General features: G+C 40.3%; 10 protein-coding genes. 2 read left to right on the plus strand and 8 right to left on the minus strand.

Translation table 11 applies throughout. The features are described from left to right. Window positions 1–8 precede the first annotated feature (8 nt). The 5 genes from BN3769_RS10685 to BN3769_RS10705 all read right to left on the minus strand — a co-directional run bounded on the left by BN3769_RS10685 (window position 9) and on the right by BN3769_RS10705 (window position 3,190). Window positions 9–488: a Dps family protein gene (locus BN3769_RS10685; protein WP_068470386.1), complete on the minus strand. Its 480-nt coding sequence runs from the start codon at window positions 486–488 to the stop codon at window positions 9–11. Between the two features lie 16 nt (window positions 489–504). Continuing rightward, window positions 505–1,044 (minus strand): carboxymuconolactone decarboxylase family protein, encoded by a 540-nt coding sequence (locus BN3769_RS10690; protein WP_068470388.1) that lies wholly within the window; start codon window positions 1,042–1,044, stop codon window positions 505–507. A gap of 213 nt (window positions 1,045–1,257) precedes the next feature. Next, window positions 1,258–2,112, minus strand: a complete 855-nt coding sequence (locus BN3769_RS10695; protein ID WP_068470390.1) for an SDR family oxidoreductase — start codon at window positions 2,110–2,112, stop codon at window positions 1,258–1,260. Window positions 2,113–2,183: 71 nt separating this feature from the next. Beyond that, on the minus strand, window positions 2,184–2,780 hold the full coding sequence (locus BN3769_RS10700) for a ferritin-like domain-containing protein (RefSeq protein WP_068470393.1): 597 nt from the start codon (window positions 2,778–2,780) through the stop codon (window positions 2,184–2,186). Between the two features lie 221 nt (window positions 2,781–3,001). Then, window positions 3,002–3,190 (minus strand): hypothetical protein, encoded by a 189-nt coding sequence (locus BN3769_RS10705; RefSeq protein WP_068470395.1) that lies wholly within the window; start codon window positions 3,188–3,190, stop codon window positions 3,002–3,004. A 139-nt stretch (window positions 3,191–3,329) separates the two neighbouring features. On the opposite strand from BN3769_RS10705, the gene BN3769_RS10710 reads away from it, so the two are divergent. Further along, a complete protein-coding gene (locus BN3769_RS10710) occupies window positions 3,330–4,439 on the plus strand; it encodes an FUSC family protein (RefSeq protein ID WP_079989525.1) in 1,110 nt (369 codons plus the stop codon). Between the two features lie 4 nt (window positions 4,440–4,443). Here BN3769_RS10710 and BN3769_RS10715 read toward each other — a convergent pair whose 3' ends face one another. Then, on the minus strand, window positions 4,444–17,241 hold the full coding sequence (locus tag BN3769_RS10715; protein ID WP_068470398.1) for a hypothetical protein: 12,798 nt from the start codon (window positions 17,239–17,241) through the stop codon (window positions 4,444–4,446). Window positions 17,242–17,560: 319 nt separating this feature from the next. Between BN3769_RS10715 and BN3769_RS10720 the strand changes: the two genes are divergently transcribed. Further along, window positions 17,561–19,768 (plus strand): CHASE3 domain-containing protein, encoded by a 2,208-nt coding sequence (locus tag BN3769_RS10720; RefSeq protein ID WP_068470400.1) that lies wholly within the window; start codon window positions 17,561–17,563, stop codon window positions 19,766–19,768. A gap of 2 nt (window positions 19,769–19,770) precedes the next feature. On the opposite strand, the gene BN3769_RS10725 is transcribed toward BN3769_RS10720, so the two are convergent. Next, entirely contained in the window at window positions 19,771–20,142 is a 372-nt protein-coding gene (locus BN3769_RS10725) for a response regulator (RefSeq protein WP_068470403.1), read from the minus strand. Between the two features lie 560 nt (window positions 20,143–20,702). Beyond that, on the minus strand, window positions 20,703–23,432 hold the full coding sequence (locus BN3769_RS10730; RefSeq protein WP_068470405.1) for an ATP-binding protein: 2,730 nt from the start codon (window positions 23,430–23,432) through the stop codon (window positions 20,703–20,705). Window positions 23,433–23,505 lie beyond the last annotated feature (73 nt).

Consider the following 23,505-nt stretch of genomic DNA (forward strand, 5'->3'; position numbering starts at 1 on the left):
GCGGCTTCCTAAGTGTATACATGGTTAATGTGGCTGCGTAACAGCCATGCTGTTTTTTCATGTGCACGCAAACGCTGAATTAGCAAATCAGCAGTGCCGGCATCTCCTAAACTAGAGGATAGCTCAATTCTTTCTCGCAAATGGCGGCATAAAGCTTCATGGTCTTGCAAGAGATGGAGAATCATGTCGTCTCCGCTTAAATCCCCATCCGATTCTTTTAGAGATGACATTTCCAGAAATTGCTTAAGGCTTCCTGGCGCGTGCTGCCCCAATATGCGTATGCGCTCAGCTATTTCATCTATGGCCTTAGCTAGCTCTTTATTTTGTTCTTCAAAAAACTTATGCAAAGCAAAAAAACGTGCATCCACAATATTCCAATGAAAGTTTTGAGTTTTTACGTAAAGGACGTAGGTATCCGCTAGAATTAAACTTAGAAAATGGGCAACTTGCTGACGAATGCTTTGTTCCAGATTAAGGTTGATCATCATCCTTTTCTCCCTTTACTTAAGTCAACTCAGGAGCTAAAGGAAAATCGATTTTCGGGTCTGCAATATGGTTGAAATAGTTTGTAAAAGTATTGAGGGTAATTAGCAAAATGATATCAACAATTTCTGGATCGTTAACGCCAGCCGCTTTTAAACCGGCTATATCTTGATTGGAGATTTGCGCGCGGTTTTCCACTACGGTTTTAGCAAACTTTAAGATCGCCTGCGTTTTCGGGTCTTGCGATTCACCATGCCGGGCTTGAATAATATCCGGATCTTTTAATCCTTGCCCCTTTGCCAACATAGTATGGGCTGAAAGGCAATATTGGCAGTTATTGGTTTGGGAAATGGTTAAGGCTAATTGCTCTCGCACTTTTGGCTCTAAGCTCGTATGACTGGCTGCTTCGCTTAAACTTAAATAGGCTTTCAAAGCAGTGGCAGAATTGCCCATACTTAAAAATATATTGGGAATCCTGCCCATCTTTTTTTCAATTTGTTTATAAATGTCTTTTACCTCATTCTTTGCTTCTTCAGGCTGGACTGGTTTGATTCGCGCCATTTTCTATCTCCTGTTAATTCATGTATGGCTCTATCTTGTATGGGTACTCCCTATCTCTATCGGTTAATAATCTGCGTGAAGAACGCAGGAGGTAGAGAACATTTTCCATGTTTGTAAATCAATCTTTTTTGGCAGATGACCTTAGAGACCGTTTTTTAAATTTATAATATTTTTAAACATTCAACCTTCGTGAATTATTTATGAAGAGAGCGATTAGCTGTTTACAATGTCTCCTCCATTAGGATGTAAAATCTGGCCTGTCATGTAAGAGGAATCTTTTGAAGCTAAAAAGACATAGGAAGGAGCGACTTCGAAGGGTTGGCCGGCACGTCCCATAGGGGTTTCTGAGCCAAATTCCTCTACTTTTTTTTCATTAAAAGTTGACGGGATCAGGGGAGTCCAAATAGGCCCCGGAGCAACGGCATTAACGCGAATACCCTTGTCAGCTAGATTACGGGAAAGAGAACGGGTAAAGGCTACGATAGCTCCTTTAGTCGATGAATAATCGAGGAGCATGGGGTTGCCCCTATAAGCCGTTACCGAAGTGGTATTAATGATAGCGGACCCTTCTTTTAAATGCTTCATGGCCGCTTTGACAAAATAGAAATTGGCAAAAATATTGGTCTTAAATGTTTTCTCTAACTGTTCTTTGCTAATATCATCAATTTTATCCTTAGGATGTTGTTCAGCAGCTCCATTGACTAAAATGTCCAGTTTGCCAAGAGTCTCAACCGTTTGCTGGACAGCCTTCTTGCAGAAGCTTTCTTCACCTACGTCACCGGCAATTAAAAGGCAGCGTCTGCCGAGGCTTTCCACTCTTTCCTTTGTTTTTTGAGCATCGCCATGCTCATTCAAGTAGACAATGGCTATATCGGCGCCTTCTTTAGCAAAAGCGATTGCAACGGCCTTGCCAATTCCGCTGTCTCCTCCGGTAATAAGGGCAACCTTGTTCTTTAGCTTATCGCTTCCTTTATAAGCAGGATCTTCTGTTTGAGGCGCGGGATTCATATTCTCTTCTATTCCCGGTTGAGTGTCCTGCTTTTGAGGAGGAAATTGTTTCTTATTCATTTTTATCTCCTTAATTACCAAGGCCTGTTGTGCCTAAATAAGACACAATCAGGCTGAATTGATGATCGATTTTATTGAGCCGGATTTCTTTTCTTTGTTGTCGTTTGCGTTTGCTCTTTTTCTGCTTCATCATTAATGCCTTGGCTGAAGAAGCCTCCTTCGGCTATATCAGTCAGCTTTTCATCCGCTGCACTTTCTTCATCCAACGTTTGCTGCAATAAATCAGCGATCTCATCAAAGTCAACCCGATCGCTGACTTGGGCGTCGTGAAGATGACGGGCTAAGGTGCGGGCCGAGCCGTAGCTAGCAATTTCGTAATGTTCGACTTGCTGGCAGCATATAATTAAATTCGCATCTTTGACATTTGGAGAGGTATTTTTACTAATCACTTCTTGCGCTTCCTGCATCATTCCCTGCATAGCAGGACAGGGTTTGCCTGTAGGATTTTCATTTAACATTTTGAAGATTTTCTTTAGGCGCTGCACTTGATTCTTTGTTTCGTCTAAATGCTGGGAAAGCGCGTCCTTTAACTCGGGATTAGTCGCGGCTTTAATGACTTTTGGCAAACCGTCGACGATTTGATTTTCAAAATCAAATATTCCTTTTAAGAGAGTCAAAAAGACCTCAAAAAAGGATCCTTGGTTTAAATTCCCTTGATTCATAGCCATAGCACACCTCCTTAAAAAAATGTTTACTACGTTTTGAATGTTAAACCAACGATGGAATTGCAGCAACTTCTTTATAGAAGCTAAAAAAAGGCAATATTCAAATGAAAGATTTATTAGATTGCTTAAATTAAGCGAATTATGGAAAAAGCAAGGAGGCTACGGAATGGATTGAACTTCTTTAAAGTAAAAGACTCGGGTAGGACGGTTAAAGATAAGCCATCCTAATATAATGTATTGCCATTTAATGGATTGCGAAAAAATGGAGTGCGTGGCCGCTTTAATTGAGAAATATGGGAGGCCATTTCTTCAATGGTTAATCCGGCTTTTAAATCAGCTTGGCTGGAAGAAGTCTCTTGATTGGATGCTTTTTCCCTCAGGGATCGAAGAGGGGTTTTTAATTGATGTGGCATAAAAGTTCCTGATTCTTAAATCTTAAAGCAAGAAAATGTAAAGTAAGTAGGAAAAATACTTATTCATTTACTTGAACATAAATAGACATTCAGAATACAGGGGTTGGAGAAAAATTAAAAGAAATATTAACGGGGTGGAATGAATTCAAATTTGAAAATGAGAATGCAAGAAGGGGTTGGCCAGATAAATTTTAAGCTGGCGGTTAAAATGAGTCTGGCTGCTGTGATTAGTTTATATGTAGGCTTAGAATTTAATCATTTTGTGAAAAGGCCGGACCCTTTAATTAGCGGGCTATGGTGCGTAGTGGCCTCTATTATTGCCTCGTTGCCGACTTTAGGCGGAACGTATACCGCGATTTGGAATCGATTTTTAGGGGTCTTGATCGGTTCTTTAGTAGGAGGGGGATTCGCCTACTTTTTTGGAGCGGATTCGTTATTTTTTGCTTTGGCCATTTTCAGTACGGTGATTTTATGCAATCTGATAGGCTTGCAGGAAAGCTATCGCATCGCCTCTTTATCGGTCGCTGTCATTATGATTCCTTGGGGAATGAATCCTACCCTTAGTCCCTGGATATATGCCTCCTTTCGTTTTTTGGACACATGCATTGGCCTGTTTGTCGCTATGCTTGTTGCTCACAGTTTATGGCCCTCCCAATCAATCACAAAGATGCGCTTGAATATGGCGGACATTTTAAGCAGGATGCGGGAATTTTACGAACAGACTTTAATTCCGACTGATAGCCTATCGAAAAGTGAAAAAGTGTTGCAAGGCCTTGCCTCTGATATCAATCAGGCTTTATTAAAAAATCAGTTGTTATTTGGAGAAGCTAAAATGGAGCTTCTGTTTTCTTCAACGTCAGGATGGGGACAGCTATCCAGCGGTTTAGAGCGTTTATGGGGCGCTTTGCAAGACTTGAAAAATGTTTTTAACACGAATGTGGAAGAAATTTTTGATGAAAGCTTAAAACAACGCATTCACTCTACCGGTGAAACTATAGATTTTGTATTTAAAGCCCTTGCCGATAAATTGCGTGCAGAAGAATCCGCCTTTAATTTTTCCATCATTTCTTCTGCTCAGGAAAGCTTGAATGAAGAATTATCGCGCTTTAGATTGACAAGGACGACTAAAAGATACAGCCTGGAAATAGTGGAGAACTATTTTGTCTTTTCTTATAGTTTGAGGATAATTTTACGAGAGCTTTCCGCCTTAAATACGCTGGTTGATCAGTTGGATTTGAATTCGGAATAGCGGTTCAGACACTTTCCTTTGTGCTCTGTAAAATGCGATTGACCCATTTGACTTCTTTTATCGAACATCTCTTCCATTCGGGAGTTTTCTTAAACTGCTTCAGCAAGTCTTTCGCAATCTTCAAGGCAAAAGAATTGCCGCTCTTATAAAAATCCCGAGCGAGAGGAATGCAGGATGGGTTAGGCGTCTTGTCATAATGGTCGATAACCGATTTAACTACGCTCTCCAGCAGCTCCTTGCCTTTATTGGCTAAGGCCGGCATGGACTTGGGATGCTTGAAGAAAGCTGCTTCAATCTCGGCGATAAGGGAGACTGTATCTTTTTCATGTTTATTACCAAAATAGGTATCCGAAATTCGATCCCGGATGATTTGATATGTGGGATCTAAAGCATAAATTGCCATTTCCTCGATTCCACTTAAATTATGGGCCGTTGAGTGATTGAGCCATTCGATGACTAGATCGCAAATGAGAGGCTTTTCTTTATAGGTAAGAGCGTCTCTTAATTTTTGATTGATTTGCTTAATGCTATCCGTCTGCTCGAAATTTGTTGGCTCTATTTCTCCCAAAGCTTGCAGAATTTTCAAAGTAGACGTACGTATAGTCTTGATTTGTTGAAGGAATAGGGGATTCTTAAATAAATCCTCTCTTTGCTTAATCTCTTGGAAAGAGGGGATTTGAGAAAGGGCAATTTGAGTTGCCGGGCCAATTTGGCCTTCTTTAATGAGAATTAAGCTAATTTCGCAGAGTAACTGATTGATGGTAGGATCGTTAATTCCCTCTAAAAGCGTTAAATTTTCCGTGCAAGAATAGATCTTTTCCGTTTGAATGAGCTGGATAATTTGTTTGAGTCCGGTAATAAGAAAATCCCTTGCCTGTCTTTTCTCGGATAATTTAGATGAATGCTTAATAGCCTCGCAGGTTAGAGCGACAAGGGTATTAAGATGGACGGGATTATTGGCATCCATCTGCTTGCTTGCTTTGTTTAATAAATTCAAAGCAATCGTTATCCGTCGATTATTTGCGGCAAGCATGCCTAGTTCTAAATCCTCAGGTAGAGCAGAAGGGCTGTCCGCTTTAAAAGCTTCTTCAGGAGAAAATTCACTCAGGAGAATTTCCAAACGGCTATCTTGATAATACTGACGCTGTTCGCTTCCCTCATTGTCTAGAATGACAGCTTCTAAGAGATCTTTCTTAAGCTTTCTATCTTCCTGGGCCCATTCTTTAAAATGGTTAAACCAGCGATCGGCATTTAAACTCTTGGCATTTCCCATGAAGAATAAAACAGGAATCAAGCGTTTATTTAGATTGTTTAAAGCGGTAGACGGAAAATCTTCTAAATGCGCCTGTCCGTTCTGGATGACGCCACCTTCTGGTTCAAGTAACCACATGGGAAAATTTAATTTTTCCTTTTTAGCAAGCTGTTTTTTAAAGAAAGCGGCTTCTTCTAAAGTGACAAGGACGGTCTCCCAGTCATGGGTTTGAGGATTGAGAATGGCCAAGACATTATAAACAGGTTTTTGATGGAAGGTAAAGAGGCTGTCCGCATTTTCCACAGTCCGGAGAAAATTTTCAGACAGGCTTAGGCTTTTATCAAAGCAATGCGCGTATTTTTTTAAATGAGAGTGATGTTCTAATACATCTTTCAAAGGCCATATAGCAGGGTGGCTCGAATGTTGCAAAGGATAGGGGGGGAATACAGGCCCTCCGGCGGCAAGCGCTTGAAATTGGCCAGCTTGCCAAGCCCGTTCTTGCTGGGGTGTAAGGGTTACTTGTATTTGTTGAAAAGTATCCAGTTCAACGTAATAATCCGTTTGCTGTTCTTGATGCTGCTGCGTCGAAGTCTCTTCCAGCTGTTCTACTGTCGTTTCGCGGCCCCATTCTAAATTGCCCAATTGCGGCATAGTGGGAGGGAGTTTGGTTAGAGCGTGCTGGATCGTTTGATTGATGCGTTGATAAGCTTTGATCAAATCTGGAGACAATTGATTAGATTCTGGCAATAGTTCTCCATTTAATGAAATGACTCCTCTAAGCGGATAACCCGTCAGGGGAATTAAACATTCATCAGCTTTCCTCAATAAAAATTGTTCAGAGGAGATTTCTCCCCCATGAGGTTGAGCGAATTTTTCAAAAAGAGCCAAATCGTGTTTTCTGATCGCTAGATGCCTTGCCTTTTCAAAAAGGCGGTTTTCCTCTTCGTCGCTTTCTGCTTTATAAAGCTCGCGCAAAACAGCTTCCTTGATATGGTTGCTGATTTTTTGAAGGGTCGAGCGGGGATAATCCATTCGTTGCCTTTCCGCTTCATTGAATTCTGCGAAAGGAATCAAATCCGCTATAGAAAGTAGACTTGGATCAGGCGTTGTTTCTATTGCTTGTTGAGGAAGATGGGGCTTTCCAATCTCATCGCCTATCATAGGAAGAGTGGAACGGAGGAGCATTGTTTCAAGATGTTGATTTTTAAAAAGGCCTCTGGCTCTCATATCTCCTTGAAGAACGTCTCGCAAAGGCGTTGTATTGGAAAATGTTGGCAGAATGTAGGCATCTTTGGGCAAAACTAAATCAGCCCCTGTCAATTTGTGATGAGGATAAAAGGCAAAGAGTTGTTCTTGTTTTAAACCTGTGAAGGAAAAGATCGTATCGGGATCTGTAGCAGGAAGCGTGATAGGTTCAGCTTCTCCGGATTTAATGCAGCAGAGCATGTTGGAGACATCATCCCAGTATAAAACGCCTTGAACGGCATGCATCGCCTGATCCGGGTGGTTTCTCATAAAAGCTAAAATATCTGTTGCGATTTGTTCGCTGCTACAGCCCTTGTAGATGGGACCCAAGTCAATTAGAGCGCGGAATTGAGCAGCATGCGGATTGGTAAGGTTAGGCCATCCAAGAACTTGTTTGAGATGATCTTGCACGTTGCCTTCTTCTACAACATGCACTGTTTTATTTGCTCTTAATAAGACTTCTAGGACTTTGCCGTTTGTTCCCTTATCGAGGTTAACTTGTACATCATCTGGAAAAGTGTCCGCACTTTCCATCGTTCCTGTATATCCTTGCTTGACTTTGGGCATTGAGGCGAGGTTTTGTGCATTATGAGTAATCTGTTCCGGATAAATTTTTATAGTGGGAAGCACGTGATCCACGACATAAGCGAGCATCAAGCTTAAACCGGTTTCCTCTCCTTTTAAAAGAGCCTGCTGCACCTGATGAATGCGGTCTGTTTGCCCTCGATTAATGGCGAGCAGCTCGAGTCCAGTCGCTTTGAAAAAGGCCTGGGCTGTCGGCATATCGGATGTTTGAGGAGGATAGCCGGCTTGGCTCCATTCAAACCTCACTTTTTTCTGCAGGTTTTCTATAAACTCAATCGTCTGTTCAAACTTGAGGCCGTTAGACAAATAAAGCTGCAAGGTTCGATTGGCTGTTTCCCAGGGATCTGCAAACTCCGAATTTTCACTAGGTTTGTTATTGGCAGAATAAGGGATGGCGATCAATTTGGTAGATTGGATACGAGAGAATCCATAATGCTCTCCCGCGCTTTTTTTCCAGCTTTCCTGCAACCATTCATTCAATTCTTGACGCAAAAGCGTATAAAGATCTGCCGCCTGTTTCTTCATAGGCTGATTTGAATGGTATAGGGTATGAAGGTAAGCGGGGGCAGGCTTATCCAAATCCGTAATGAATGCGTGAAGTTCGGTAATAAATTGCAAATTACCATATTCTCTTGCCAAACCGAGCCTCTTTTTTAATTGAGGGAGGGAAAAAGAGCGTCCGGAAAAGAATTTTTCTATGTCTTCTAAAGATGGATTGGGCCCAAACGCAGTGTAGATGGACAATAATTCATCGTCCTTTAGGACAGAAGCGGATTTTTTTATCATTTCGTTCAAACTATTTTCCAGCGGTCTTTCTTCCATGCGCAAGAGCTCTGATTGATATTTTTTCAGCACCTCTTGATCGAGAAAAAGGCGCTCGCACCATTTATCGGACGCAATGATCCGGGCTAGAAATTTTCTCGATAGAGTTTCCTTAATTTTTTCATATTGTACAGGCTGAAGCTCGGATTGTTTATTCTCTCTTAGGCGAAGGCCTGCTTGCAAGATATCCCGGTCCGTTGCAGCTAATAGGAAGAGATCGGCCAGTATTTCGTTAGCTTGTCTTGGAAGGGAGATAGAGTCGCCTATGGGAAAATTCAACTCTTTCCTGCAATTTAAAGTAAGGTCAACTTCGTCAAAGGTAAAGACTCCTCTTGCTTTAATTAATTTTAAGGTCTCTTTGAGAACTTTAAGGGGGCGGCTAATGGCTTGAATTTGTTGGTCAATGCGCTCAGCCTCTAGGTGGTTTTCAGCGCCCAATAATTCAGCCCGCGCTTGATAAAGCAAGCGTAGCTCTTCTCGTTTTCCCCAATATTCATTCTCCATCGCTTCAAGAGATTCTGGAGATAAAATGATCGAGCTCTTCTTTTCGATCGCTTGGACAAGCATTTGATAGCCGTTAGTCAAATAGGCGATATTAAAATAGGCCGGATCTCTTTTATACATAAACGTTTCAGTCTTTTGTCCGAACAGTTTATCAGATCGTATTTTCATGTCCTGCGCATTTGTGTCATATAGCGAAGGGGGAGGAATCAGAATGGAAAGGTGATAGCCGTCCGCCTTTAATAAAGCCATAAGCGTTCCTAGGACCAATGTCTTTCCGCCTCCCATGATTTTTTGAGTGAAAAGATTGGGGAATTGAGAACGGACCTGGTCTAATGATTCGACTCCAAGCATTGTCTTAAGGTCATTAATTTGGTCGGGACGCACCTGTTTATTCATAAGATAATGGAAAACGAGAAGGGGAGCGGAAGTCAAATACGCTTCATCGGCAGCATCCAGCTCCATCAGTTCGCCAAGCTCTTGCATGGTTTCTTTAATGGCATCTGCATCGGTGTCGGATTCTATTTGCTGGATGATCTTATCTATTACAGTGATTTTATTTTTATTTTGCCTCAAGTCTAGCGAGTTCACAATAAAGGATCCGATCATATTATGCAGCTCTTCCACTTCAGTCTCGGATAGAGAAGGGTTAAGTTTTTGATAGCCCGCTTTGCTTTGTTGGGCAAAGGCAGCTAATAAATCCGGAAAAGAAACTGAGGCCTGTTTTCTGCCTATTTGTTTCAATTGATGAGACAGATATTGGGGAGGCTTTTCGTTGATAGCAGGAGCCTTATTTGCCAGTTTGATGAGGTTTTCAAATAAAAAGAGGGGAGCTGTTATCTCTTCTATTTCTTGCTTTTCCAATTCGGCTTTCCATCGTTTAAAGTCTATGGCCTGAGAAAAAACAAAGCTGGTAGCCTCATCGCTTTTTTTGCATCCCTCTTGATAATCTTCAAGCAGCTTCCTGTATCTTTCTTGTCCGTAGAAGGTTGTTGGTTCATATTTTGGAAAGGGTGCATGATCTTTGGGCGAGACAATTTTCTTATAAGAGGATTGTCCAATGGCCGCTTTTTCCCTTGCTATTTTGCGCAAATCCGGTGAAAAGGCAAGGGACAGCCTATCCTCTTCTATAGGAAAAGACGAGGGAGGAGAAGGAAGGTCAGGAATATAAGAGGTGGCAAGCTTTATCCTCCTTTCTGTTTCTACTAAGTAAGGATGATCTGAATTGAGAACATCCTTGCTCTGTAAGTAACGGTTAGCCAGCTTTTCCAAGTCTTGAAATGCGGTTTTCTCATCGCGGATCCTTCCTTCTTTCAATGCATCAAGGCATTTCATGATGCCCGAACTTAAGGGGTGCTGCAGGATAATGGCCTCAAGAAGAGCTCGGTATCCTTGGTTTTGTGGGTTAGGTTCATGGCGCATATCATATAAAAGATGAAGGAGAACTTTTTTTTGTTCCTCATTTCCTTTTGTAGCAATTAAATAAAAATTGAGAAAATGATCTAGGAAGCCCTTGCCAGGGCGAGTGCGAGGGAAAATTTCCAAGACAGCTTTCACGGCTTCGGTAGGTGTTTTGGCTATTTGAGATCCTAAAAAGGAAGAGGTTGAACTGCGAGAATAAGAGTCTTTAATGGGAAGCAAAGCGATTTCAGGGGAAGTGATCTGCACAAAAGGAGCATAAGTTTTGAAATCGGAATCAAATTGTTCTAATTCTGCCAAAGCGGTAAAGCGCAAGGCCAGCTGTTCATTGTAATAAATTTTTAAGAGATTTTGAAGCCAAATGATTTCTTGTTGCGGCGTTAGGCGGGCTTCTCTTTTTCCCTTCTTAGAACTATCTAAGCGGAACTCGCCATTCACATTCTTCCTAATATTTAGATAGCTTTTGTAGAGGTGGCTTGCATAATCGGCGAATGAATTCTTGCTGCTGGGTTCGGAGGATAGATTAGGCATTCTTTTCCAATATCCATTTCCGCTAAGATAGTCCTCCCAGTCGCCTTCGTTTTGATAGAGGCTTTTAATTTCCGCAGGGGTTTCAATGGTTGTTTGCTTAGTAGAAATCAAGCGGGGATTTCTAAACAAATTATCGCTGACTAGCCAAGACGCATAGTTTCTGACAGCGATGGCATTGGGATCGAAATCGGCATTTTCTTCTTGGCTATGAATAATCCATCCCAAATATTTGAGATCGTCGGGTTTATATCTTTGTAGATGATAAGCTTTCTCTAAATGCGAAAAAGCATCCTCATAATTTCTATGCATGAGACTAAGATAAGCGCTTATTGCGTGCTGTTTGGGAGTTTTAGGATTCAACTTGTTGCCAGCCAAATCAATGACTTCATATTCAAAAGTGAAAGGAGGGCCTTCGAAAGACGCGTTTTTTTCTGTAGAGTAAGCTTTAATAGGAATAAGCGCCTTCTTTTGTCCAGAGGCATTTTCTAAAATAAGGAATTGATGATAATTTGGAATGCCTGCTAGCTCTTGTTTCTGAGAAATGAAAAATTGGGGATCAGACTCCCAAACCAATTTAGGTTCCACTATTGCAGTCTTTTCGTCGGTTTCTGAGGCATCCCCCCTTTCGACCATTTTTTGGATGAATTTAAGGGGAGAGCCTTGGGAATCGCAATAGCGGCAAAAATTAAGGCTAATGTCTTGATTTTGATCGTCCTGCAGAGCAAAGATATAAGAGGGGGAGTCAAAATGGGCGAGCGCTTTGCTATCCGGAACTTTCTCTATATCTATCCATTCCTTAATTTGGCCTGAAGGCTCTTGAATTTTGCCTTCTGTAGTAAAGAGATAAGCCACTTCTTGCGATTGCTTATCTACGACTCTAATATGTGAATCTTCTAGCGATTGCCAAAGAATATAATGGTCTTTATTTGGGTGTTTGGGCAAAGTCGGCCACTGTGGATAGCCCGGTGCTTTTTGCCATGAAAGATAAACATACGGAACTCCATCTATTATCCTTTCCATGCGCAGGGGAGGGGTTTTATCCTCTTTTGTTTGCCAAGGAAACTCTTGTTGCTTAGGAACAAAAAAATGAATGGGTTGCCCTCTTTCGTCCAGAACTTCATAACAAATGATATTGGTATCCGATTGGGGAATAATGCTGCTGCTAAGAAACCGTTTAGATCCGAAGGCATGCTGGTAATCAGGGTCTTCATAAATGGCTTCTAGTTGATTTAAACGGACGCCATCTTTTTTGACCTCGCCTGTTAAAAGATTCATTTCATAAAGAGTCCCTTGCAGGTTGGTTTTACAAATGGGGAATTCAAGCTCCCAGCTAAGAAGAGAGGAGATAGGAATGCCATAGATATTCTCTAAAATGCGGTTGAAAACCGGTGCAAGCTTGGAAAGATCCGAGGGATCATTAATCAGCGGAAGCAGGCTGAATAGCGCTGATTTAGCCCCTTGCTCTGCGGAAGGATCGCTCTCTTTTCTTAAGGCTGCATAAAATTGAGCGTAAAAGGAATGCTCAATTAAAGCCTCTATTTCTTGCCAATCTTGAAGAGGAAAATTTAAATAGCTTGAGGCAAGAATCAAATGGACTGAGCGCTGCAAGGACGCTTGTTTTGGCTCTGAAATGGGAAAAGAAAGCAGCTCTTCTTTTAAACGTTTCCGCACCTCTGCGACTTCTTCTTTGATGGAAAAGTTAAATTCCTTTTGACTTGTTGTATGGGCTGTTTGGGCATAATCTAATAGCCTTAGCTTAAGCTGATAGAAAAAAAGCTGAGCCTGAGATAGTTTTGTCTGATAGTTAATTTCCTCTTCGCTCAGGGATGGCTTTCCCTTTTTGCTTTCCGCCATCATAAAGGACAGTTCTGCTAAGTTTTTTTCAATTGTTTCTAGGTAATGCCCTATCAAGGCCGGGTCTTCTTCTATTGCAGTGGGCAATCTTTCCTCAGAAAAGAGAGCTAAACTGCAGAAGACCTGATTATCCCGGTCCAAAATATCGTTTAGATGGGAAGACAACCACATTCTAATATGGTAAGGGGTCAGGAGAGGTTGGCTGGTTAGGGAGAAGAGAGATTCTAATTCGGATGTGTATTTGATTGTATAGGCATTTTGGCTTTCTTGGGGATACAAGGCCTTGCTTTTTTCCTTGTTCCCAAAAGCAAAATGCGTCGAAGAATAAGAATTGGATGGATCCGTGTTTTTTGGCGTATGCCTTCCTATCCGAAGCGGAGTGGAGGCTGCCCATTTGCCTTGGGATTGAATGAAAACTTTAGCCGTCTTATCCGAGGTATTAATTTGAATCAGGAACTTATTTGAAGAGTAATTGCAATACTCTTGCCAGGCAAAAGCAGAGACATTCTCGAGAATTTGCGAAAATAAGGATAGATCCCTTTGAATAAGAAAATAAGTAGGTGCATGGCCTGTCTTTCCTTCCCATAGTTTGGCTAAATGCCATTCTTGGCGAGAAATTTTGCGTTTAATGTCGTAATTTAAATTTTCATACTCTCTATCTTCTTTTTCCCATGTTGAAATGGCGTCATGAATGTCTTGCAGGTAAAAGGATTCACCGCTGTCTTTGGGGATGGGGAGTTCAATTTCGGGCCCTTCCCGCTTCCATTGAATATAATTAAATAAGGTATAAGAAGGGGGTTTAGAAGGATGGGCCAGCCTCATATACTCAAGAAGCTCGTTTAGTTTATGTCTTGTCTGTGTGTCATAAATCACATTATGGACATCAGTTTTTAAATTGAGCAAAGGCGTATAGTCGATGCAAAAATTTTCTAATTTAAATTCCTTATTGGGAAAATTTTCTTTCTCAATTTGACAGGCAAGCTTAAAAGCAATGGCTTGAGCTTTGTATAAGGCAATTATGCGCTCGGGAAACGCTATCGGTGAAGACTGCATGTTAAAGAGCAAGTTTCTGGAAATCGCATAAATATGCAAGAGGCTCTTTTCCGCTTGACCGATTGAGAATTCTTCCCAAGCTTCTCCTATATTTCCTGTAGGAAGAGGAAGATTTAGCAAAGTCTGCGTTGCTAATTCAACGGCCATCTCTCGCTCCTTTGCCGTTCCCTGGTTTTGCGAAACGCAAAATTTTCGTATGACCTCTAAGTGGTCAACTAAGCTGTTTCCTCTAAGCTCAGCAATATGAGAGGGCGTTAAAATCTTCAAATGTGGCTGATCGGAGAGTTGAAGATCGACCGTGGATAAGCCTTGGGATTTTTCAACTTGCTTGAATAGGGATTCTAAAGACTGCGATAAAGCTAAGGTATTCAAAGGGGCTATAAGTGGAAAAGAAAAATCAGGATGCCTAGTTCCTATTGAAGAAGGAGCCATGCCAACCGCCCTAAAGATTTGAAAGGCTGTTATTAAGCCGCGAGCGGCCTCTCTAATAGGTAAGCGGGTGGCCTTGATTTGCTCAGGATTTTTTTCTTGGATTCTTTTCTCTAATCTTTCTAATAAAGAAAGAAGCGCTTGTTCGGAAGGGGGCTCTTGCGATTTAAAGCTGATCTTCTCCTCTTCTAAGGCTTCAGAGATGTCTCCTAAAGTCATTTCTCCTAGATTATCTTCCAGAAAATGGGAAGAGTGAAGATTATCTTTTGATAATTTGAGAATATTCCTGCATAGGGATTCGGCAGATTTCCTCAATATATGCTGCAGAACAGGCTGATCTTTTAGGAGATTTTCGTTCTCGATAGCGGCTGATAAAGCCGTCTTTTTCAAGAAATAAGCGGTCGGTTTATAAGACTCTTCTCCCAGCATAACATGCATATAAGCCAGAAGCACCCGGATAGAGCAGCTTCCAGAGCGCTGGGCTGTGATATAGAGATTCATCTCTGGGCTAGTCGTGACTAACTTATCTTTGAAGCGAGCAAATATGCCATCATATAAATCCAAGGATGAATAGTTAGAATCTTTTTGTTCGGGATTGATTCGGGGTTCGAATAGCGCTTGCAAGAAAGTTGAATCGGTCGCTTCTTCTTGCGATAAATCTTTATAACAGCAAATGGGATTGATATAGGTTTTATTTGGTTTTGGCAAAAAGGCATGATGCTCGACACCATCTCCTGTATTAATAGACAGGCAATCATATTTTCCCTGGCCCACACAGCGGAACACGCACAGCATTGCATGCCCGCCGTTCTCTGCGCTCCAGCCTGATGGCAAAACCAGCGATTCTCCCTCTCTTAATCGGTTTATTTGATGAGAAAGGCGTTTGGAAAAGGTTTGAAGCATTTCCTGTTTCTTAAAACGAGGCGCTATTTGAATAGCTGCTAGCTGATCGGCAAATTCAGCGCATTGGGCAAGCTGCTTGGAGAGAGAGTCGAAACGCTCTTTTTGATCTTGCTTATGTATCAATATGTGCTTTATTTCAGGATCTGTTTCCGCCTCTTGCATGACGGAGCCTAAAAGGCTATTGATAAAGTAGAGCGATTGGACAAAATTATTGCCTTCTAGCCTTTCTCCTCTGTCATCTTTCATGTCTTTCATGAAGTTATCGGCGAGCAGGTTGGCTAAATTTTTAGTGTTGACTAAATCTCTTAAGGCCTGTTTTGGATCTTGCTTCTCTCGTTGCACCTGAAATTCTCCAAGTTGGCGAAGCTGCCAATCGGATTGAAGGGGACTAATGTCTGCTCCATCATCTAAGAGAAATTGGATTAGATCATCTTCTCCTATTTCTAGAGCAAGCGAGAGAGGCGTGATTCCTTTCTTATTAGGATCATTAATTAAAGGCGTATGGGCTCCCATCGCCATTAATTTTTCCGCCACTTTGAACTTTTTGCTCTTTAGAGCCATGAGCAAGGAGCTATCTTGGCTTTTTGGATCTCTAATCAGCAAGAAAGGAAGGCCTCTATCTAAAAGCTGGTTGATGATCCTTTCGCTGCTAGGATTTTTCCATTGCATCAAGTCATTCCAAATTTGAGTTGCCTGATCTTGAGGCAAACTTTGCAAGTCTAAATTATGTTGTAGAGCCTTATTCAGGAGATCTAAAGCGGGAGATTGCTGATCTTTGAATTGAGTCAATCTTGAAATAATAAAGGCGATAAAAGATAAGCGCGAGCCCGGCAATACAATATTAGGATTAGAATCAAAGTCAAATAAAATGGAGGCAGATTCGATAGATTTTTTTTCAAAGGCATACTGCAAGGGAGTTAAATGATCTAAATCTGCAATGGGCCGATTATCCGGAGGCTTGAATTGGCATAAAGTTTTTAACAAAGAGGGATTTTGGTCGATCGCGCGTTTTAATACAGTTGAATAATTTTCAGATGAAAGAAGGCCCATTTCTTCTAAGATTTTTAATAGCCCTTTCTGCGTTTCGGGAGACGCTTTGCTAGAGTGACTTAACAGGGAATCAAGCACAAGGGAAGATCTTTGATCCATCCAAGAATGAATAGCGGGAAAATGAGAAGCCCATCTATAGAAAGCATCCAAGTCTTTCAAATAAGGAGTCTCGGAGCCAGTTAATTCTTGATGCAATTTGGCAACTTGTAAAAGCTCCCTTCTAAACTCTTCCTCTGAATGGTTGGAATTGTCATAACGGCCATATTCCCTTCCATAGTTGCCAAATAAAGAGGAAGATTTCTTTTTCTCTTCCGGAATTTTATATCCCCTTACGATCAAAAAAAAGGCAATGTTTTTAAGATTGTTGATTTCTTCTCTTGTGCTAGATTCGTTAGAAAGCTTGCCGTATTTTTTTAAAAATGCATCCAAATCCCCATATTTTGAAATAATCACTTGTATTTCTCGAGATCCATCTCCTTCAATACCCACTCCATGATCAATCAATAAGTTGAAAATTTCAAAACTAGGAATAGAAATAACAGCAGTGAAGAGAGAGGATTTGTTTAAACGTTCATTTTCTAAAATGCCTTGTTTAATCAATAATTTTATTAAAGGGATATTTTTGCGCGAAATGGCTTGATTAAGCAACGCAGGGGCATCATCTGCCGCTTTAAAAAGTGAAAAAGAAGAAATGAAAGAGGCCAATTCATTGACTCTTTTTTGCAGTTCAGGAGACTTTTTATCGATATGGTGATGGATAAAATTCTTCACGATGGAATGAGTCGCTGCTTGATGGGTTTCCATCCATTCCTGATTCGACTTCAAAACTTTTAGACAGCGATCAAAGAGAGCGGGAAAACTCTCCATTTCTTCATGAAAAATTTCCTTAAAAGAGTCTGATTTTTCTATTACTTCAAAAATTTTTAGTACGACTTCCGCTTCTACTGCCGCATTTTCTAACGTCAAACGGATAATTTCCCGATCTAATTTCTTGTTTTTTTGATTATTTACCCATTCTAAATCCTGTACAAAAGCATTAATAAAATCTTTCAAATCTAAGGGATTATTTTCTAAATGCTCAACAATCTTCTTTTCTTCCTTAAATTCTTGGAGATTTTGATGGAGAGAATAAGACAGTCCTAAAGGCAAGTTAGCCATATTTTCTACTTTTGGTATGAAAAAGGTAAAAGATTAATTGTAAATCTTAATTAATATTATAATAGATAATTTAATATTGCTGCATTTAATTAAATGTAAAAATTATTAATAAAAAATAAAGATAAAGAATAGATTTATTTTTTTTAAATGAGGAATCTGACTTTTATCTTTATAGGTTTGATTTTTCCCAGAAAAACCTTTATAGAGGTGAAAAGAGCTTGAAAATTTTGGAAATAGTAGAGCGGATGGCTGAATCAGCATGCTAAATAACTATAGAATAGGGTTAATACTTGTCTTTCTAAGCATTCTTCTACTTAGCATGGCGTCTTATTTTAGCTTTTCTAAATTGATGTCTGCTATCGGAGAGCGGCGGCAGATAATCGATCAAATTCAGAATTTTTCTAATTTATTCTTAACGCTTCAGGATGCCGAGACGGGGCAGCGTGGATATATTATTACGGGACGCAAGGATTTTTTAGATCCTTATCAAACGGCATTGAGAAGAATAAAAGGTGATTTTCAAAGACTTGAATCGGACAATTGGACGGGTTCTCTAGAAGAGTCGCAATTGCGCGAGTTAAAACGCCTAATCCAATTAAAACTAGATGAATTGAGCGAAAGCATTGACAGGCGTAGAGTCGGCGGATTTGAACAGGCTCAGGCAGGTGTGATTAGCAGCGAAGGGAAAAGGTATATGGATGGCATTCGCTTAATCATCTCTCAAATGATCAATGATCGGAGAAGTGAGCTTAACCGTCTAGATCAAAAAGTGGCTTCGGATGTTGAGTATTTCCTTTTTTTGTTCATTCCCCTTCTTTTTTTATCTAATTTTTTAATCTTTTTGTATTCCTGGAAGTTAGAGGGAAATCGGAAGGCGCTCTCTCATTTACAAGCCGATTGGAATTTAAAAACGGAAGCAGACCAAACGATTTTAGGTCGAGCCAAAGAAGCCATTATTCTCACTGATACAGTAGGCACTATTCTCTCTTTTAATAAAGGGGCTGAGAAAATATTTGGCTATGAAGGAAGGGAATTGATTGATCGAGAGTCAATTCTAAATCTTTTTGAGGGGCAAGAGCTGGAACAAAGATTGAAAGAGTCGGCATGGAAGAGCGCCTCTAAAACAAGTCAAAAATTTGAAATTTTGGTTTCGGCCAGCCGCTATCTTATTTGTGCGGATTCCGAGTGGAGAATGAGTAGAAAAAATGGGACAGCGTTTCCTTGCTTATTGTCTATTACGGCTTTTAAAGATCGGTCAAACAATATAAAAGAGTATTTATTTATCGGATCCGATTTATCCGAACAGAAGAAATGGGAAAATGAGCTTAAAAGGGCTTATGAAATCCTTCAAGCGGCGAATTTATCTAAGCACCAACTTTTGTTTAGCTTGGAGCAAGAATTAAAACCGGCTCTAATGGCTACTCAGAGTCGATTAAGTTTTTTCCTTAGCAATAAGAGATCTGTTTTGAATGAGCAAGACTTATCATCTATAAACCAGCTTTCGGCTGCGATCAAGCAGCATTTCGATTTGGTTAACAAAATTGTGGAAGCAGCTAACCTAGAAGAGGGCGTAGAGCTTCGTAAAGAGAAAGTAAATCTTTATACGTTTATTCCCCATATTTTAAATGAATTGAGAGAGCATCTTGAAAAAAAAGAGATGAATTTACAGCTTATTGCCGATATACCCAGAGATCTTCTAGCTTTAGAGACCGACTCGGACATGCTTAAGAGGCTTCTCATCAACTTACTCCATAATATTGTGAGTCGCTTGCGCACAGGAGAGGTGATTATACGGGTAAAACCCGATCCTATGACGCTTCAACCGATAGAAATTGATATTATCGATAATTCGATTGAGAGCATGCCTGTAGGCGAACCTGCTTCTGAAGGCCAAAAGCTTCAGCCGAATAAGCGTCATCATATTGAGATAGACTTGTCGATCGCTCAATCGATGGCAAGATTTTTAGGCTACCAAATGCAAGAATTGCCTTATGGAGAGAATGGAAAAATTTTCGCGTTAATTTTGCCGCAAGCAAAGAAGAAAGAGAATGCGCAGGATTTGGGGATACCCCATTCTCAGCTTTTCTCTTCTCGATTGAATTCTGAAAAAGCTGCTTTTAATCCGCTTCAGTTTAAAAATTTTACTATTCTCGTCATTGATAACGATAATGAATTTAATGCTCTCTTATCTTCCTATTTACAGGAATGTGGTTGCCAGACCTTGTCAGCTTTGACAGGGGAGGAGGCTTTAAAGCTTGCTAGAGAACATCACATCGATTTAATTACAATGGACATGTTGATGTCTCCAATGAATGGATATGATATTGTTCAAGAGCTACAGAATGATTCTCGATTAAAGGGCATTCCCTTTGCCTTTATTAGTATTGTGGCAAAAGAAATTCGGGGCAAAATCTCCGGTGCCCTTGCTTTTATAAGTAAACCTATTACAAAAGAAGATATTCAAACCCTTTTGCTAAAGTGCATGCCTACAGAGAAGGATACCTCTAATACAGGTGAAAGAGAGTGAGTCTATCTTAGATATTTGCGGATAATCTCAATTAAATCATTGGGAAGAAAGGGCTTGGCAAGAAAATCGTTTAATCCTGCCTCTTGGGTGGTTTCCTGGATGCCCCGCATTGCATGCGCTGTAAGAGCAATAATGGGAACATTTTGATAGTGCTGCCTTTTCCGTAATAGACGGGTTACTTCCATCCCATCTATATCGGGAAGGGATAAATCCATTAGAATGAGATCGGGTTGATGAGTTTCACAGTAGTTTAAAGCTTCTTGTCCATGAGACGTGACCACTGTTTTAAATCCATAATAATTGAGGATCTTTTCTGCTAAAATACTATTATCTTCGTTATCTTCTACAATTAAAATTTCTTTCTTTTCCAACATGCAGGCATCCTTCCCTTAGAGATTGTGGATCGTCTCTTAGAGGGTATTAAAACCGCTACAGACCTAGATTCGCATTCTTTTCCCTAGCAAGCGATAGGAGATAGCGCGCAACCTAACTCAATAGGGTTTGCTATCTCCTATTGTCTCCTAGAGAAAGGAATCTCAAATATCAATTAATATGGATTTTAATCCCCTCTTAAGCTGCGCCACTCACGTGGCTAAAAATGGTTTTTTGCGTGCTGTCCGCGGGTTCCGGCTGCGCCTCCACTCAGGGCTACTACCCTGCTTGTCATTTGTTCATATCTGAGGCTTTGATGCAATCGAAAGGGCAAAAAATCAAAACTGAGGTTTTAGGTGTGTTATAAAAATAATTCAAATCACCTGCAAGGAAATTATGTATAAATCTCTCCTTATTTTTTATTCATCGGGATTTTTTAGAGCGTATTTTTAAGCGCTTTATTTTCTTTTTAAAGACAATTTTCATTAAAACGACTGAAAAAGAAAAATAAAAGATAGAAGATAAAAGAGTAGATCAAGGCCATGTCCTTGCATTTAAATTCTTATTGAGTTTTGGGAAGGATAAGAATAAAAGTGCTGCCTTTGCCTTTCTGGCTTTGAACATCAAGCGTGCCGCCATGTAAATCAACAATTTTTTTGCAAATGGCAAGTCCAAGCCCCGTGCCCCCAAATTTACGGGTAATCGAGCTATCTGCTTGAGAGAAAGGTTTGAAAATTTTAGCAATTTCTTCTGAAGTTAATCCAATACCTGTATCTGTGATTTGTATCTCAACCGAATGAGGATGGTTGATCAAGACAATTTGAATAAAACCCGATTCTGTAAATTTGACGGCATTCCCCAATAAATTTAAAAGTACTTGCTTGACGCGGATTTTATCTATTTCCATTAGAATATAGGGGCGGCCGATAAATAGCTTGATAGCAAGCTGCTTTTGTTGAGCTAAGGGTTGGATTTCCTCAATGCAGGAATTAATAATTTCGACGATGTTTTCAGGAGAAATTTCTAATTCCATCTTATTGGCTTCAATTTTTGCCAAATCTAAGATGTCATTAATTAGCGTTAATAAATGAAAGGACGATTTTTCGATCTTTTTTAAGCTGCCTTGCTGCTGCTCGTTGATGGGACCGTCCATGCCCATTAGCAGGCATTGATCAAAGCCAATAATTGCATTAAGAGGCGTGCGCAGCTCATGGGAAATGGTTGCCAAAAATTCACTTTTGGCTTGGTTGGCGGCTCTTGCTTCTTTCATGGCTTTAATGAGCCTTTGTTCATATTCTTTCCTTTCCGTAATATCGCGAATAATGACAGTATCAAAATAGAGAGAGCCGCTTTGCCAACGGGTATGAGAAATTTCTACGGGAAAATTTTTTCCATTCTTATGTTTGCCTCCCATTTCCATCGATTTCGTAGATTCAAAATGTTGAATGCTTTGGTGGGGCAGAATGAGGCTGAGCGGTTTTCCTAAGATTTCTATTTCCGCATAGCCGAATATCTGCTCGGCCCCATAGTTCCAGGACATAATTTCTCCTTTTTCAGAAACCGAAATAATGGCATCAATGGCTTTTTGGGTAATAAAGCGCAGACGCTCCTCGCTTTCTTGAAGGGCTTTTTCAACTTTCCGCCTGGCCGATTGTTCAATCATAATGGAAATAATATCAGCAATGGTCTGTCCAAAGTGGCGGTCCTCTAGCGCCCAATCTCGATGATCTCGGGTTTCTTCGCAAAACAAGACTCCGAGCAGTTTTCCTTCAAATATGATGGGAATATCTAGTTTAGAGATAATATGAAAAGTCGCTAGATAAGAGGCTAGCTCTTGATTTAATTCGGGATTATCGATTGATGGAATAATTAAATGGGAACGCTTTCTTAATGTTGTAAAATAATGGGGAAAATAAGAGGAAGAAAGCTCGAGATGATCGGAAAAAGAATGGGTCGAAAAGGAATACAGACCAGCGCAAGAGAGGACTTCATTTTGCGGTTTAGACTCGTAAAACCAGATGCTTACACGGTCGACTTGCATAACCGCAGCGGTTCGCAGCGTTACCTCATGGATGGCATTTTTCAATTCCGAGGTTGTAAACTTGGTCAGGTATTCTAAGGCTTCATGACGTCTTTGCAGATAACGCTGTTTTTTTGTCCAATCCTCTTCAATTCGCTGTCTTTCATGAATTTCTTGTTGCAAAATACGGTTAATTTCAGCCAATTCTTCCGTTCTTTTTTTAACTTCTTGTTCAATTAACAAGCGTTGATTGACCAAGACTAAAAAATAAAAAGTTGTTAAGCCCGAGAGCAGCAGGCCGATAATCGGCACCTCCCAATGAGTGGTGTTTTTATATTGGTTGAAAAAGTAATGAGTGGGTGTGGCTTCAATCGTCCAAGAACGGTTACCCATATTAAAGGTATGGCTGCGTGTCCATTGTTTCCATTGCGCAAGGGGTTTCTCTATCTTCTCATTGTTGCCTGTATTCCAATATAAAAGCTTTCTACTTCCATTATGATTGTCATAAATTCCAATATTAATGCCGTTAGAATCAATGCGGGTTCTTATTCCTTGTACAATCGTTTCAAAATCTGAAAGCCCAATGAGGACACCTCTCAATAAGCTGTCTTTGTTGGGACGCCCTTGGCTATTATAATCCGCAGAAAAAATGGGATCGAACAAAAAGAATCCTTGCTTAAACCCATCCTGAAAAAAGGCAACTGTGTCTGAAATGACGACCGAAGAATAATCGGCAACGTGATCTAATAAATATTTAAAATCCGAAAAAAATTTAATATCGATGTATAAGGGATTTCGAGAATGGGAAATTTCCAAATAATTAAGCGGGAAAAAATGATTGGTTCGTTTGGCTTCTTCATCAAAAGAAATAAAATTCAAAGAAGTCTTTTGATCCCAAGGGGGAAATTCCTTATTGTCACTTGAAAACCAACCGATTTCCACTAAATTGGGATAAAGGTCAAGAGAGTTGCGGACAAAATAATGAAAGTTATGTTCATTGACCTCGGATGACGAATAGTAAAATTGTTTAATATAATCCATCTGCTCGATTGTATCTTCCAGCGCTTCTTGGATAATATATAAACGGATATCTGATATGCGGTTAAATTCCGATTGGAGATGATTGAGATCGTCGAGCTTATAATAGCGGTAAGCGCCAAAAGTCAGAAGGCATCCTAGAAGGAAAATGATTAAGGCCAACCCGTAGTATTTAAGTTGGCCGGGATAGGCATGCCAGGATAGAAAAGTGAATTTAAAAGGGTTGGTATTCATAGCCTCATGATTAAGAATACAATTGATAGAATCCGCTTTTTCCCGGCTATTTAATTAAACTGACATAAGATAA

This window comes from Candidatus Protochlamydia phocaeensis (assembly GCF_001545115.1).
Classification (GTDB): Bacteria; Chlamydiota; Chlamydiia; order Chlamydiales; family Parachlamydiaceae; genus Protochlamydia_A; species Protochlamydia_A phocaeensis.

Excerpts from the sequence above, each read along its gene's own strand:
- BN3769_RS10710 (WP_079989525.1), top strand. The coding sequence starts at position 3,330 with ATGAATTCAAATTTGAAAATGAGAATGCAAGAAGGGGTTGGCCAGATA.
- BN3769_RS10700 (WP_068470393.1), bottom strand. The coding sequence starts at position 2,780 with ATGGCTATGAATCAAGGGAATTTAAACCAAGGATCCTTTTTTGAGGTC.
- BN3769_RS10715 (WP_068470398.1), bottom strand. The coding sequence starts at position 17,241 with ATGGCTAACTTGCCTTTAGGACTGTCTTATTCTCTCCATCAAAATCTC.
- BN3769_RS10705 (WP_068470395.1), bottom strand. The coding sequence starts at position 3,190 with ATGCCACATCAATTAAAAACCCCTCTTCGATCCCTGAGGGAAAAAGCA.
- BN3769_RS10695 (WP_068470390.1), bottom strand. The coding sequence starts at position 2,112 with ATGAATAAGAAACAATTTCCTCCTCAAAAGCAGGACACTCAACCGGGA.
- BN3769_RS10690 (WP_068470388.1), bottom strand. The coding sequence starts at position 1,044 with ATGGCGCGAATCAAACCAGTCCAGCCTGAAGAAGCAAAGAATGAGGTA.
- BN3769_RS10730 (WP_068470405.1), bottom strand. The coding sequence starts at position 23,432 with ATGAATACCAACCCTTTTAAATTCACTTTTCTATCCTGGCATGCCTAT.
- BN3769_RS10685 (WP_068470386.1), bottom strand. The coding sequence starts at position 488 with ATGATGATCAACCTTAATCTGGAACAAAGCATTCGTCAGCAAGTTGCC.
- BN3769_RS10725 (WP_068470403.1), bottom strand. The coding sequence starts at position 20,142 with ATGTTGGAAAAGAAAGAAATTTTAATTGTAGAAGATAACGAAGATAAT.
- BN3769_RS10720 (WP_068470400.1), top strand. The coding sequence starts at position 17,561 with ATGGCGTCTTATTTTAGCTTTTCTAAATTGATGTCTGCTATCGGAGAG.